We start from the raw sequence: 13227 nt of genomic DNA, 5'->3' as shown, positions 1-13227 counted from the left end.
AATGCAGGTAATAGACTGTGGAGTAGCAGTATTAAATATGCATGCACCATATGAAGTAGGAAGTAAAGCTGATATATACGAAGCTGTAAGAGCATATAAAGCATTCTTACAGAACGCATAATAAATTTTAAATATAAGAGTATTTATAAAAACTGTTACTAGTGTAACAGTTTTTATTTTTGTAAAAAAAAGAGAAAACATTTAAAATGTTGTAAATTAGTAGTATTATATAAGATGTATTTATAATAATATAAGGAGATTTAAAATGAATAAAAATAAGAAATTTATTTTTTTATTTATTATAATTGCATCAATTATAGTTGCTTTTATGATAAAAAAAGCAAATGATTACACAAGAAGCAAAATATATTCCAATATAGAAGAACTTATAAAAAAAGAAGATTATACCACTTTACAGCTAATGTTTTCAGATGATAAAGAAATTTATAAAATATTGAAAATAAGCAAAAAAGAAGCAGAAGAAATATCTTTCTATTTCAGTTTAAAATCTTCATATTTAGAAGAAGATTTTAATTATATAGCAAGTACTTTAAAACACTTAAAACCAGAACTTTGTTGGAAGTTTAAAAAAGAAGCAAAATTATTTAAGGATTCAGTTATGAAAAGTTCTAAGTATAAGAAAGCTTTAATAGACTTAGAAAATGAAACATTAGAATATGACAAAAAAACAAAAAAATATGATGAATTTAAAAAATGGAGAATAAATCATATTTCAGAAATAGCACCATTTGAAGGAATGAGTGAAGATTTAATAAGAAAAACATGTTTAGGAGAAGAAAATTTTAAATATGTGTCAGAAGATGGATACAATTCAGATGAAGATTTTTTGTATGAAGCACACTATAGTTGGAAAAATGAAGAGTATGAAACTATATGTGATGTTGTTGTTGGAGAATATATAGATGAATCAGAACCTACTGTCAAACGTGTAAATTATAAAGGAAATGATTGGAAAATCGAATCATTATTTGGATATAATGATTTTAAAGTATATAAATATATTGGGAAATTAAAAAAAAACAATAATAAAAAAGAAAATAATTATTCTGATAATAAAAAAGAAAGTGTAGAAGATATAATAAAAGACTATATATCAGAATATGATGTATATGAATATTCTGATGCAGATGAATTTTATTATGACCATAAAGATGATTTTAGTGAATATTATGAAGCAGAACAATATTACGATGATGCGTGGAGTTTGATAGATAAGGATACAGAATATTTAATAGAATAGTTATTAAAAATATAAAAGTGCTGTCATAATAGTAGTTTAATATTTATGATAGCACTTTTTATAATTTAATAAATTAAATATACAAAAATCATTTTAAACTAACATAAAATAAGATTAATATGATATCATATTAAAGAGAAAAAAGAGGGGGGAAAAATTTGAATAAAAAGGATAATACACAGCTACTATTATATGAACCAAATGTATATAAATCATTTATAATCTTAGCATTACCAGTATTTGGAGCTAATTTTATGAAAGCCTTTAATGATTTAGTAGATACATTTTTTATAGGTCAAATGCAAAATTCAGTTGCAGCACAAGCTAGTATTTCTCTTGCTTGGCCTGTAATAAATATATTCGTATCATTCCAAATAGGGCTTTCTATCGCAGGTGTAGCAGTAGTAAGTCAATTTTTAGGGGCGAAGAAAGATGAAGAAGCTAGAGAATATGCGGGTATATTATTTGTACTATCTATATTTTTAGGATTATTAATAAATATAATTTTATTTTTAATATGTCCTAAAGTTGTAAGCTTAATGGGTGCAAAAGAAATGGTACATGAGTACACAGTTCAATATATAAGGATTAGGTCTATGGAAATGATTTTTGCATTTATATTTGCGTGTTTCCAAGCTATAAGGCAATCTCAAGGAGATACGGTTACACCAGTTATTTTACAGGTAACAGCTGTTATAATAAATATAGTTCTTACAGGTGTATTTGTATATATTATGAATATGGGAGTATTTGGAGCGGGGCTTGCAACAGTTATAGGACAGATAGTTATTTGTCCTGCTTGCTTATATTATCTATTTATAAAAAAAGGAAATCTAAAACTTAGAAAAAAATACTTGAGACTTAAAAATTGGAATAAAATAAAAAAACTTACATTTATAGCAACTCCATCAGCTGCTAGTCAAGCATTGAGTTCGTTTGGATTTTTGATATTAAACAGTTTAATACTAGATTATGGTGCTGTTGTAACAGCAGCTTTTAGTGTGGGAAATAAAATCTCAAATATGCTACTTATGCCTGTATTAGCAATAGGGTCTGTATTAGCTGCATATGTCGGTCAAAATATAGGTGCAGGAAATATAAAAAGGGCTAAAAAAGCATATAATGTCAGTAGAAATTTAAGTCTTAGTATAGCTGTAATAGGTAGTATTATAATATTTCCATTTAGAGAACAAGTAATATCTCTTCTTACAAATGATATGAATACTCAAAGAGAAGCAGTTAATTATATAATATGGGTACTTATAACAATGCCATTAATGGCAATGTTCCAAAATTATATAGGAGTTTTTAATGGTTCTGGAAATACAAGATTTTCATTTATAATGGAGACAGCTAGACTTTGGATTATAAGACTTCCTATGATAATTTTATTTAAGAATTTAACAAACTTTGGAAGCAATGGTATATGGTATGCTATGAATATAAGCAATTTAGTAATAATATTATTAGGTGCAATTCTTTTAAAGAAAGTAGATTTTTCAGCAAAAATATCATCAAATAAAGAAGAAGTGATAGTATAAAATATTTTTGAAAAGTTGTATTAAAATTAATAAATTGAAAAAATAAAAAGTCTTGAAATAAAAGTTTTAAGGCTTTTTTTGTATGTAAAAATAAATTAATAATATAGAAGTAAATATATAAAAAATATATAATTAAAGTAGGTTTGATAAAATTTTTTCAAACTAATATAGGGGAAAAGGGTAATTAGGAGGAAGAAAAATGATAATTTCTGCTAGTAAAATTATTACAGGAGATGGACAGACTGTTTTAAATGATTCAGCAATACTTATAAATAATAGAGGTATTATAGAATCTATTATGACAAAAGAAGAAGCTAAAATAAAATATCCAAATGAAGAAATAAAAGACTTTGGAGATGCTACCATAATGCCAGGAATGTTTGATATGCATGCACATTTAGGATATTGGTATAGTCAACCAGATTCTTTTAATTACAATGATCAAATGATAATGATGTATGCTCTTCAGCATGCACAGTCAGCTTTCACAAAAGGAATAACAAGTATAAGAGATTGTTATTCTCCTCATGGAGTATGTAAAACTTTAAAATTAGCTGAAACAAAAGGATTTATAACAATTCCACGTATAACTCATGTCGATGCAGGTATGTGTATGACTGGGGGACATTGTTGGGATGAAGTAGTACAAGTAGATGGACCTTGGGAAATAAGAAAAGAAATAAGAAAACAGGTAAGAGATGGTGCAGAATGGATAAAAATATTAACAAGCCATAGATCTCATATACCAGAATATACTAAAGAAGAACTAGAAGCTGCAGTAGATGAATGTCATAGAAGAGGTATAAAATGCGTAGTTCATGCAGGTACACATCCATCTATACAAATGTGTATAGATGCTGGATTTGATACAATAGAACATGGAACATTTTTAACTGTTGAACAAGCAGAACAAATGAGAGATAAAGGAATATCATGGACTCCAACTATATTTGCATATACATATTTATATGAAGTTTGTAAAAAAAATATAGAAGAAGGAAATGCAGATGTATTTAGTGATCCAGTAGCTGCAAAAGAACAGAGAGATTATGCATATTATGAACCAGCATATGAAGCATATAGAGATAATTTCAAAAAATTATATGATACAGGTGTAACAGTATGCACAGGTAGTGATATGGTAATGTATGGAGCACCAGTTCTTCCAATAGCAGAAGAAATGACTTATATGGTAAAATATGGAATAACTCCAGTACAAGCAGTACAAACTGCTACATCAAATCCAGCAAAGGTTCTTGGTAGAGGTGATGAACTTGGACTTATAAAAGAAGGATTTATAGCAGATATTACAGTTGTTGACGGAGATTTAAGTAGCAATATAGAATGTATAAAAAATGTAAAAGAAGTTTATTTAAATGGTAAAGTAGTATATTCAGATGGAGTAAGATATATATAATAAAATTTTAAAAGAATCTAGAAGTTCTCTGAAGTTGATTAAATATCGACTTCAGAGTTTTTTTATGAAAAAGAGATACCTAGACAATACATTGACAAATATCGATACATTAAATATAATAGAAATCAATAGGGGGAATATACATGAATTCGTTATATAAAAAAGAAATAAAGATATTTAAGGCTTTAAGCGATGAAAATAGAATAAAGATTTTAGAACTCTTAAAAAACGGAGAAAAATGTGCATGTAAATTACTTGAAGAATTAAAAATAAGTCAGTCTACACTTTCTCACCATATGAAAATTTTGTGTGAATCTGAAATAGTAATTGGAAGAAAAGAGGGAAAGTGGATGCATTATAGTATAGCTGAAAACTCATTTGATTCAGTTTTTGATTTGTTAAGTGATATTATGGCATCTGCTAGATTAAATTCAGATAATAATTTTTGTGAATGTGAAAATAAAAAGTTATAAAAAGTCATCATATAAGGTGACTTTTAAAAAAATATATACATCGATATATATAAATATATAGATATAAATGAAAGGAGATTATATATGTTTTTTCAAAATCAAATACTAGGTATGAAATGGATTAATACATTAGTTGGAAAATTATTAATGTTAATAGGATTAAATGATAAATCAATAATTTATGGTATTTTAAAGTTTTTCATATATGACACTATAAAAATATTTATATTATTATCAGTATTAATATTTTTTATATCATACATTCAGAGCTATTTTCCACCAGAAAAAACGAAAAAAATTCTAGAAAAATTTAAAGGAATAAAAATAAATATTTTAGCAGCACTTTTGGGAACATTAACACCATTTTGTTCATGTTCATCAATACCATTATTTATAGGATTTACAAGTGCGGGAATACCTATTGGAGCAACATTTTCATTTTTAATATCATCACCACTTGTCGATTTAGGTTCATTAGTACTTTTAACAAGTATCTTTGGAATAAAAATAGCAATTGCATATGTTGTGGTTGGTTTGATTTTAGCTGTAATAGGAGGAATTATTATAGAAAAATCTAATATGGAAAATCAAATAGAAGAATTTATTCGAAAAGCTCCAAATGTGGATATAGAAATAAAAAATCCATCAATAAAAGAACGATTATTATTTGCTAGAGAAAAAGTTGTTGATACAGTAAAAAATGTAGCACCATATATATTTATAGGTGTATTTATAGGAGCTATAATACACAATGTAATACCGTCTGTTTTTATAGAAAAAATACTTGGATCGGAAAAATGGTATTCAGTACCTATAGCTACAATTGTTGGAGTACCAATATATGCAGATATCTTTGGAACAGTACCAATAGCCGAAAGTTTATTTAATAAAGGGGCAGGACTTGGAACAGTACTATCATTTATGATGGGCGTAACAGCAATATCTTTTCCTTCAATGATAATGCTAAGAAAGGCAGTTAAACCAAAGTTATTAACATTATTTTTTGTAATTGTAACAATGGGTATATTATTTATAGGATATATATTTAATATATTTGGATATATGTTAATATAATGTTGAGAATGTTGATAAAAATAGATAAATATTATAAAGATATATAAAATTTATAACAAAGGTGGATAATAAATATGGGAATTTTAGGATTTGGGAAAAATAAAAAATCGTATACAAAAGAAACAGAAGAAGAATTAGATAAAATTGTAGATGAAAAAGAAAATATAGATTTACAAGGTAAAAAAATTAGTATAAAAGTACTTGGTGAAGGTTGTGAAAAGTGCGATAAGGTAAATGATAGTGTAAAAGAAGCTATTAAAATACTAAATATTGATGCTGATATTGAAAAAATTGAAGATTTAATAGAAATTGTTACCTATGGTGTTATGTCTACACCAGGAATTGTAATAAATGAAAAAGTAGTATCTATTGGAAGAATATTAAATACAGAAGAAATTATAAAGTTGATAAAAGAGAATATTTAATAAATTATATAATTATAAAAATTATTTGTAGAGTTTCAATAAATAATGGGGTGAGAATATGTTAAAAGTAGCTTTTGTAGATATAAGTAATTTAGCTAGAAGTCAAATAGCAGCAGCAATTTGTAAAAAATTAGCACCAGATATTTTTGAAGTATATTCAGTGGGAAAAGAATTAAAAAGTATAGATAAAAATATAAAAAAAATCATGAAAGAGATTTATGATATAGATATGGATAAAAATCAATATACAAAGCTAATATCCGAAATACCTAAAGTAGATATAATTGTATCCACAGGAGGTGAAACTTTTTTGGATAATAGTAGAAAATTTGATGAGAAATTTAAATTAAAAGACATTGATGGAAAGAATGAAGATGAATTGAAAGAGATAATTTTTAATATAGAAGAAAAAGTTATAAAATTTATAAAAAAATATGAAAAGTATGAAAGAGCAAATCATACATTTGAACCAATATATGATGAAAATTCAAGAATCTTGATTCTTGGAAGTTTTCCATCTGTAAAATCTAGAGAAGAGAGTTTTTATTATGGACATCCGAGAAATAGATTCTGGGAAGTAGTTTCAAAGATTACAAAAACAGAACTTCCTCATAATATAGATGAAAAAAAATCTATGTTATTAAAAAATAATATAGCAATTTGGGATGTTATAAAATCATGTATAATAAAAGGCTCTAGTGATAGCAGTATAAAAGATGTAGAAGTAAATGATATAAATACCATTATAAAAAAGAGTAAAATAGAAAAAATATATGCAAATGGTGACAAAGCTTTTAAATTATATAATAAATACTGTAAAAATGATATAGGTATAGAAATAGAAAAATTACCTTCAACTAGCCCAGCAAATGCAGCATACTCTATGGAAAAATTGATTGATGAATGGAAAATAATTAAATAAAAGGACACTGAATATTCAGTGTCCTTTTTATTTAAAGTATTATTTTTTTTGAAATTAAGCTAATATCATTTTAGTTAAGTCCATAGGATTAACTATTTCTCCATCTTTGTAAACTCTCATGTTACCAGATGCTATTTCATCTATTAATATAACTTCATCATTGTAGAATCCGAATTCAAATTTTATATCATATAATTCTAATCCTTTTTCTTCTAAGTCTTTAGCAACAACAGCAGTTATTTTTCTAGTTCTTTCTTTCATCTGATCGAACTGAGCCTGAGTCATTATACCTAAAGCTTCTAAACCTTCAGAAGTTACTAATGGGTCACATCTTTCATCATCTTTTAATGTAACTTCAACGTAAGCATCTAATTTAGTTCCATTTTCTATATAGTCACCATATCTTCTTATGAAACTTCCTACTGCTCTGTAACGGCATATAACTTCTACACCTTTACCGAAAACTTTAGCTGGTAATACTTCCATAGTAGAATTTTCTATATTAGCACTAACGTAATGAGTTTTTATTCCTGCTTCTTTTAATAATTCGAAGTAGTGAACAGAAGTTTTTAAGTTTTCTCTACCTATACCTTCTATTGTTAAACCTATTGAGTTTTCACCTGGATCGAATACTCCGTCTTTACCAGTACAATCATCTTTGAATAATAATTCAAAATTACCATTTTCTAATTCAAAAACGTCTTTAGTTTTTCCTGTGTATACTTTTTTCATGCCTTTTCCTCCAATGATATATAAAAATTAAATATAGTCTTTTTTATAAAAACCGAAAAATTCGGGTTTTATTATTTTGTTTCCCTTTTGCAAATATATTATAACACAAAATGGACAAAAAGTTGAACTATTTTTTAAAAAAATTAAAAAAAGTTCAGAGAATATAAATCTGTTCTTCTATGTTTCAATAAAGGAAGTTCGTTTCTAGTCTTATCAATAATAGATTTGTCTATATCAGCATATAGGATACATTCTTTTTCATCTGCAGCGGCTATTATATTCCCCCAAGGGTCTGAAACCATTGAATTTCCAAAAGCTACATAAGAAGCAGAATTATCTCTAGCAGGTGCTGCACCAACAAAATAAACTTGATTATCAAGAGCTCTCATCCTAATAGAAAGTTCCCAATGTGCAGGACCAGTAGTCATATTAAATGCGGCTGGAAGTATAATTAGTTCGGCACCTTCCAGAGACATTATACGAGAAAGTTCGGGAAAACGAATATCATAACAAATTGCAATACCTATTTTTCCAAACTCAGTATCTACAATGGTAAAATTTTTACCAGCAGAAAGTGTATCAGATTCTTTAAATGAAACACCATTTTTTATATCAATATCAAATAAATGCATTTTTTGATGTTTTCCAATTAAATCTCCATTTCGATTAAATACAAATGAAGTATTATATATTTTTCCATTTTCTAACTCAGGAATACTACCACCAACAAGATAAATAGAATTTTTTTTAGCAGAATTTTTTAATGCATTAGTTGTTTTATCAGGATATGTTTCAGCAAATATTGGAAAATATTTATTTTGATAAGGACAATTGAACATCTCTGGCAAAATTACAATATCAGCATTATTCTTAGAGGCTTCATCTATCATTTCTAAGGCATGAGATATGTTTTTATCTTTATCATTACAAACTTTCATTTGACAAATAGCTATTTTCATATAAAAAATCCTCCTAAGTAAAATAAAAAATATTTTTTTAATTTTTAAAATATTTGTATTATATGTATTATATCATAGAAAATGATTTCCAAATAATGATTTCTAAAAAATATATTATTAAAGTAGAGAAAAATTAATAATAATGAAAAATTACTATAGATAAGTAAAAAATTACATAGAAAAAAATATTGACAAATGTTGTATAATAGTTGAGTATTATTTAAATATTAGTAGTTTATGAATATAAAAGGAGGTTAAAATGGAGAGAGATTTTGAAGACATCGATAGAATTTTAAATTTTGCAGCAGAAGCTGGAAGAGTGATGCTAAAATGTGGTGGAGAGATATATAGAGTAGAAGAAACTATACAAAGATTATGTATGGCATTTGATATAAATGAAGCAGAAGTTTTTGCAACACCAACAACACTATTATTATCGGTGTATAAAAATAATAAAGTTTATTCTGTGGTAAAAAGAATTAATGAAAGATCTACAGATTTAAATATGATGAAGAAAGTAAATGCTTTATCTAGAGGTATATCATATAAAAAAATGAGCATAGAAGAATGTGAAAAAAAATTAGAAAAAATATCTCAAAAAGATGATTATTCAAATATAATAACTATTTTATCAGCAGGATTAGTTACATCTTCTTTTTCTATATTATTTGGAGGAGGAATAAAAGACTTTATAGTATCATTTTTAGCTGGGATAATGACAAAAATTTTAAATGATTATTTAGTAAAAATGAGACTTAATGAATTTTTTGTAAATATAATTTCGGCAGCATTTATAGCAATAATGTCAGTTATATTTGTAGAAGTTGGAATACTTTCAAACATGGATTACATAATAGCAGGAGTTATAATGCTTTTAGTACCAGGATTTGCACTTACAAATGCAATAAGAGATATATTAGATGGTCAGTTAGTAGCAGGAACAGCTAAGTTATCAGAAGTTTTATTTATAGGAACATCAATAGCTATTGGTATGTCACTAGTACTGAATTGGTATCTTAAAGGAGGTTTTTTTAAATGTTAAGAATATTAATTGAAACAATAGCAGCATTTGGAGTAGCTGTAGGATTCGGAATACTTTTTAATATAAAAGGAAAATCACTTATTATTGCAGGAATAGGGGGTGCTATTGGATGGTTTGTATATAAAATTACAGTAGTATATATGAATTTTGCTCCAGGAGCAGCATTTTTTAGTGCTGGAATAGCGTTTAATATTTATTGTGAAATTTGTGCAAGGATATATATGATACCATCTACTATTTTAAGTGCTTGTGCACTTATAGTTTTAGTACCAGGATTCGGTGTTTATCGTACAATATATGAATTTATACTAGAACATTATGTAATAGCAGGAAATCTACTTACAGAAACACTAGCTTCAGCAGGTGCATTAGCATTATCCTTAGTATTTATAACATCTATTTTTAGGAATTTTAACTTATCAAAGTTTTTAAAGAAAACTTTCAATATAAATTTAAAAAAGAAAGATATATAAATTAAATTTATTTTAAATGTTAAAAACTATTAAATAGAATAAATTCTATCCTACAAATATATATATTAATGTATAATGTAGGTATAATAAAAACAAGAGTCTATCAATTATTTGAAAGGAGGGAGAACTTTGATAGAAAGAAATTTTTATAAAGATAAAAAAGCGAAATTATATCATCAAAATGAAGAAGAGATACATTTAAAATCTTATGTATTTGGCAATGGAATAAGACTTCTTATATCGTTGGGAACAATGACTGCAATAGCATTATTTTTTGAAAAAAGTGGAATGGATAATACAAGTATTATTGTATTATATGTTATGGCAGCTATATTAACAGCTAGATTTACTGAAGGATATATATTTGGAACAATAGCATCTGTAGTATCAATATTTATATATAATTTTTTATTTATAGCTCCTAGATACACATTTTCAGTTGAACAAAAAATGTATACTCTTTCTTTTATAGTAATGGTAACAGTATCTTTGCTGGCATCAGGAATAACATCAAAATTAAAAAAGAGAGTAGAACAAGAAAAAATACAGGCGAAAAAAATGGAAATGCTATATAATACAGATGGTTCTTTTCTAAAAGCTCGAGATATAGAACAGGTTATTGAAAATTGTGGTGAAAATCTAGTGAATATTCTTGGTAAAACTGTATTAATAACAATTGCTGATGAGAGAAGAAATCTTATGGAACCACATGTGTATATCTGTAATAGTAATGGAAGTGAAAATTTATTTAGACTTGTAAAAGAAAGAGAAGTTATAAAAGAATGTTTTAGAACAGCAAAGCCAAAAGGTATAGGGGTCAAACTAAAATCTTCTGATTGTGAAAATAAATTATTAAAATCTGAAAGTAATGCATATTATGTTCCGATAAAAGGAAACTATTTAACACTTGGAGTAATAGGTGTAGCTTGTTATAAAAGAGAAATACTTTCAGATGAAGAAAAGAAGATAATAAAAATAGTAGCTGAACAAACAGCAATAGCACTTGAAAGAGAAAATATATATACAAGAAGACATAGAGCTATTATAGAGGGTGAAGGAGAAAAATTAGTTCAAAAAATAAATAGAATAACAGGAAGTAATTATGCTACTTTAGATGATTTTTTATATGATAATAGTACAGTTAATAAATTATCTGATGAAGATTAGTAAATAAATTATTATTCAAGAAAGGATGTATATTATGCTATTACTAAATAAAGAAGATATAAAAAAAGTATTTACAATGAAAGATGCAATTGAAGCGGATAAAAAAGCTTATCAATCATTCTGTGAAAATGATGCAATAGTACCAATAAGAACCAATATTGGTACAGAAAGAGCGGGAGAAAGTATGCTATTTATGCCAGGGTATGTAAAATCATTAGAAAGTGCTGGGGTAAAGATTGTATCTGTATTTCCTGAAAATGCTAAAAAAGGAAAACCTGTTGTACCAGCTACAGTTATATTAATGGATGCTACAACAGGAGAAGTTATTTCTATATTAGATGGAACTTATATAACTCGGGTTAGAACAGGAGCAGCATCTGGAGCAGCTATTGACTTACTAGCTAAAAAAGATTCTAAAATAGGAGCATTAATAGGTACAGGTGGTCAAGCACCAGCTCAACTAGAAGCAATGCTTGCTGCTAGAGATTTTGAAGAAGTTAGAGTATATAGTAGAAATAAAGAAAAAAGAGAAAAATTTGCAGAAGATATGAATGCAGAATTAAAATCATATGGAACTAAAATAATTGCATCACAATCATCAGAAGAAGCGATAAGTGATGCTGATGTTATAGTACTCGCTACGACATCACAAGTACCAGTAATTGATGGAAATTTAGTAAAAAATGGAGCTTTAATAAGTGGAGTAGGTTCATATATGCCTAATATGCATGAAATAGATGAAATTAGTATAAAAAGATCATCAAAAATATTCTGCGATTCTGTCGATGCTGTTTTAGAAGAAGCAGGTTGTATAATAACACCATTAAAAAAAGGAATTATTACTAAAGAAAGTTTAAATAAAGAGTTAGGTGATGTTGTTAGTGGTAAAATTCCAGGAAGAGAATCGGATGATGAAATAATAATATTTAAAAGTGTTGGAATAGGTGTACAAGATGTTGTTACAGCTAAAATGATATATGATAGAGCAGTAGAAAAAAATATAGGTACTAACTGGGAATAGAAAAATAAGTAAAGATATTTATAAAAGTCAAGGATACTATTTGTAATATAAAGTATTCTTGACTTTTTTTAGAATACTTATAAATCAATATCATATATATAGAAAGAGATTTTTCTTTTTCCTTTATCAGTAATTAAAGTTTCATCAAAACTTCCTTTTCGTATCATACCATAATGCTCATAAAATCCAAAATTACAGGTAGTATCAGTAAATAAATAGAAACTATTGATACTATTAAATTTAAAGTATTCTATAGCTTTAAAAAATAAACTTTGCCCTATTCCTAAACCTTTAAATTTTGGATCAACAGCAAAAAAAACTAATTCTGCTGGATAATCTTTATCTAAATTAGTTAAAAGATTATTGTCGATATTATCTACATTTCCAAAAATTTTTGAAACTTTTCGACCTTCAGAACTTATTGCTAAAAGAAATATATTTTTTATCAATTTTAATTTATACAAAAGATTAAAATTAAATTTATTTTTATTGTTAGCAACAATTATCCCTATAGGAAGATCATCTATTAAAGCTACTTTTGTAAAAGTCTGTTTTGAAAGACAACTATACAAATAGCTAAATGACAGTATTTCTGCTGTTTTTGGAGATGCTAATTCATTGTAATGCCAATTATCATTTATTATCTTAGATATTTCTCTAAAATACTTATCATTATAATCCTCAAAAGTTATATTTTTTTTCATAATTTTCTCCTATATT

General features: G+C 26.4%; 15 protein-coding genes. 12 read left to right on the top strand and 3 right to left on the bottom strand.

Translation table 11 applies throughout. The annotated features are described in order from the left end of the window. The 8 genes from Q1J78_RS06350 to Q1J78_RS08665 form a co-directional block, all read left to right on the top strand. Positions 1-121, top strand: a 121-nt coding sequence (locus Q1J78_RS06350) for a hypothetical protein (RefSeq protein WP_300277768.1), incomplete at its 5' end; no start/stop codon positions are given. A gap of 144 nt (positions 122-265) precedes the next feature. Next, positions 266-1261 carry a hypothetical protein gene (locus tag Q1J78_RS06345; protein WP_300277756.1) on the top strand — a complete coding sequence of 332 codons (996 nt, stop codon included), beginning with the start codon at positions 266-268 and terminating at the stop codon, positions 1259-1261. 158 nt (positions 1262-1419) lie between these two features. Beyond that, complete coding sequence (locus tag Q1J78_RS06340; RefSeq protein ID WP_300277751.1) at positions 1420-2802, top strand: MATE family efflux transporter; 1383 nt, start codon at positions 1420-1422, stop codon at positions 2800-2802. Between the two features lie 199 nt (positions 2803-3001). Beyond that, positions 3002-4219, top strand: a complete 1218-nt coding sequence (locus tag Q1J78_RS06335; protein ID WP_300277748.1) for an amidohydrolase family protein — start codon at positions 3002-3004, stop codon at positions 4217-4219. A 143-nt stretch (positions 4220-4362) separates the two neighbouring features. Next, complete coding sequence (locus Q1J78_RS06330) at positions 4363-4692, top strand: ArsR/SmtB family transcription factor (protein ID WP_300277745.1); 330 nt, start codon at positions 4363-4365, stop codon at positions 4690-4692. 84 nt (positions 4693-4776) lie between these two features. Next, complete coding sequence (locus Q1J78_RS06325; protein ID WP_300277743.1) at positions 4777-5766, top strand: permease; 990 nt, start codon at positions 4777-4779, stop codon at positions 5764-5766. A 74-nt stretch (positions 5767-5840) separates the two neighbouring features. After that, the gene (locus tag Q1J78_RS06320) at positions 5841-6191 is read left to right on the top strand and encodes a thioredoxin family protein (protein ID WP_300277740.1); all 351 of its coding nucleotides are present in this window, start codon (positions 5841-5843) and stop codon (positions 6189-6191) included. Positions 6192-6249: 58 nt separating this feature from the next. Continuing rightward, on the top strand, positions 6250-7113 hold the full coding sequence (locus Q1J78_RS08665) for a DNA-deoxyinosine glycosylase (protein ID WP_330683282.1): 864 nt from the start codon (positions 6250-6252) through the stop codon (positions 7111-7113). A 54-nt stretch (positions 7114-7167) separates the two neighbouring features. Here Q1J78_RS08665 and Q1J78_RS06310 read toward each other — a convergent pair whose 3' ends face one another. Both Q1J78_RS06310 and Q1J78_RS06305 read right to left on the bottom strand, forming a co-directional pair. Further along, entirely contained in the window at positions 7168-7845 is a 678-nt protein-coding gene (locus tag Q1J78_RS06310; RefSeq protein ID WP_300277737.1) for a phosphoribosylaminoimidazolesuccinocarboxamide synthase, read from the bottom strand. A gap of 143 nt (positions 7846-7988) precedes the next feature. Continuing rightward, complete coding sequence (locus tag Q1J78_RS06305) at positions 7989-8813, bottom strand: carbon-nitrogen hydrolase family protein (protein WP_300277762.1); 825 nt, start codon at positions 8811-8813, stop codon at positions 7989-7991. Positions 8814-9063: 250 nt separating this feature from the next. On the opposite strand from Q1J78_RS06305, the gene Q1J78_RS06300 reads away from it, so the two are divergent. The 4 genes from Q1J78_RS06300 (at position 9064) to Q1J78_RS06285 (ending at position 12507) form a co-directional block, all read left to right on the top strand. Then, positions 9064-9846, top strand: a complete 783-nt coding sequence (locus tag Q1J78_RS06300) for a threonine/serine exporter family protein (RefSeq protein WP_300277734.1) — start codon at positions 9064-9066, stop codon at positions 9844-9846. Further along, positions 9840-10319, top strand: a complete 480-nt coding sequence (locus Q1J78_RS06295; protein ID WP_300277731.1) for a threonine/serine exporter family protein — start codon at positions 9840-9842, stop codon at positions 10317-10319. The genes Q1J78_RS06300 and Q1J78_RS06295 overlap by 7 nt, the downstream gene beginning before the upstream one ends. Positions 10320-10448: 129 nt before the next feature. Further along, positions 10449-11486 carry a DUF4118 domain-containing protein gene (locus Q1J78_RS06290; protein WP_300277729.1) on the top strand — a complete coding sequence of 346 codons (1038 nt, stop codon included), beginning with the start codon at positions 10449-10451 and terminating at the stop codon, positions 11484-11486. A gap of 34 nt (positions 11487-11520) precedes the next feature. After that, the gene (locus tag Q1J78_RS06285; protein WP_300277727.1) at positions 11521-12507 is read left to right on the top strand and encodes an ornithine cyclodeaminase family protein; all 987 of its coding nucleotides are present in this window, start codon (positions 11521-11523) and stop codon (positions 12505-12507) included. A gap of 77 nt (positions 12508-12584) precedes the next feature. On the opposite strand, the gene Q1J78_RS06280 is transcribed toward Q1J78_RS06285, so the two are convergent. Then, complete coding sequence (locus tag Q1J78_RS06280; RefSeq protein ID WP_300277724.1) at positions 12585-13211, bottom strand: GNAT family N-acetyltransferase; 627 nt, start codon at positions 13209-13211, stop codon at positions 12585-12587. Between the last annotated feature and the right edge of the window lie 16 nt (positions 13212-13227).

It is taken from the genome of Peptacetobacter sp. (assembly GCF_029264495.1).
Classification (GTDB): domain Bacteria; phylum Bacillota; class Clostridia; order Peptostreptococcales; family Peptostreptococcaceae; genus Peptacetobacter.
The sequence above is the reverse complement of the archived record's forward strand: the minus strand, read 5'-3'. Positions and strand labels throughout refer to the sequence as shown.

Excerpts from the sequence above, each read along its gene's own strand:
- Q1J78_RS06320 (WP_300277740.1), top strand. The coding sequence starts at position 5,841 with ATGGGAATTTTAGGATTTGGGAAAAATAAAAAATCGTATACAAAAGAA.
- Q1J78_RS06310 (WP_300277737.1), bottom strand. The coding sequence starts at position 7,845 with ATGAAAAAAGTATACACAGGAAAAACTAAAGACGTTTTTGAATTAGAA.
- Q1J78_RS08665 (WP_330683282.1), top strand. The coding sequence starts at position 6,250 with ATGTTAAAAGTAGCTTTTGTAGATATAAGTAATTTAGCTAGAAGTCAA.
- Q1J78_RS06330 (WP_300277745.1), top strand. The coding sequence starts at position 4,363 with ATGAATTCGTTATATAAAAAAGAAATAAAGATATTTAAGGCTTTAAGC.
- Q1J78_RS06300 (WP_300277734.1), top strand. The coding sequence starts at position 9,064 with ATGGAGAGAGATTTTGAAGACATCGATAGAATTTTAAATTTTGCAGCA.
- Q1J78_RS06295 (WP_300277731.1), top strand. The coding sequence starts at position 9,840 with ATGTTAAGAATATTAATTGAAACAATAGCAGCATTTGGAGTAGCTGTA.
- Q1J78_RS06345 (WP_300277756.1), top strand. The coding sequence starts at position 266 with ATGAATAAAAATAAGAAATTTATTTTTTTATTTATTATAATTGCATCA.
- Q1J78_RS06325 (WP_300277743.1), top strand. The coding sequence starts at position 4,777 with ATGTTTTTTCAAAATCAAATACTAGGTATGAAATGGATTAATACATTA.
- Q1J78_RS06285 (WP_300277727.1), top strand. The coding sequence starts at position 11,521 with ATGCTATTACTAAATAAAGAAGATATAAAAAAAGTATTTACAATGAAA.
- Q1J78_RS06335 (WP_300277748.1), top strand. The coding sequence starts at position 3,002 with ATGATAATTTCTGCTAGTAAAATTATTACAGGAGATGGACAGACTGTT.
- Q1J78_RS06280 (WP_300277724.1), bottom strand. The coding sequence starts at position 13,211 with ATGAAAAAAAATATAACTTTTGAGGATTATAATGATAAGTATTTTAGA.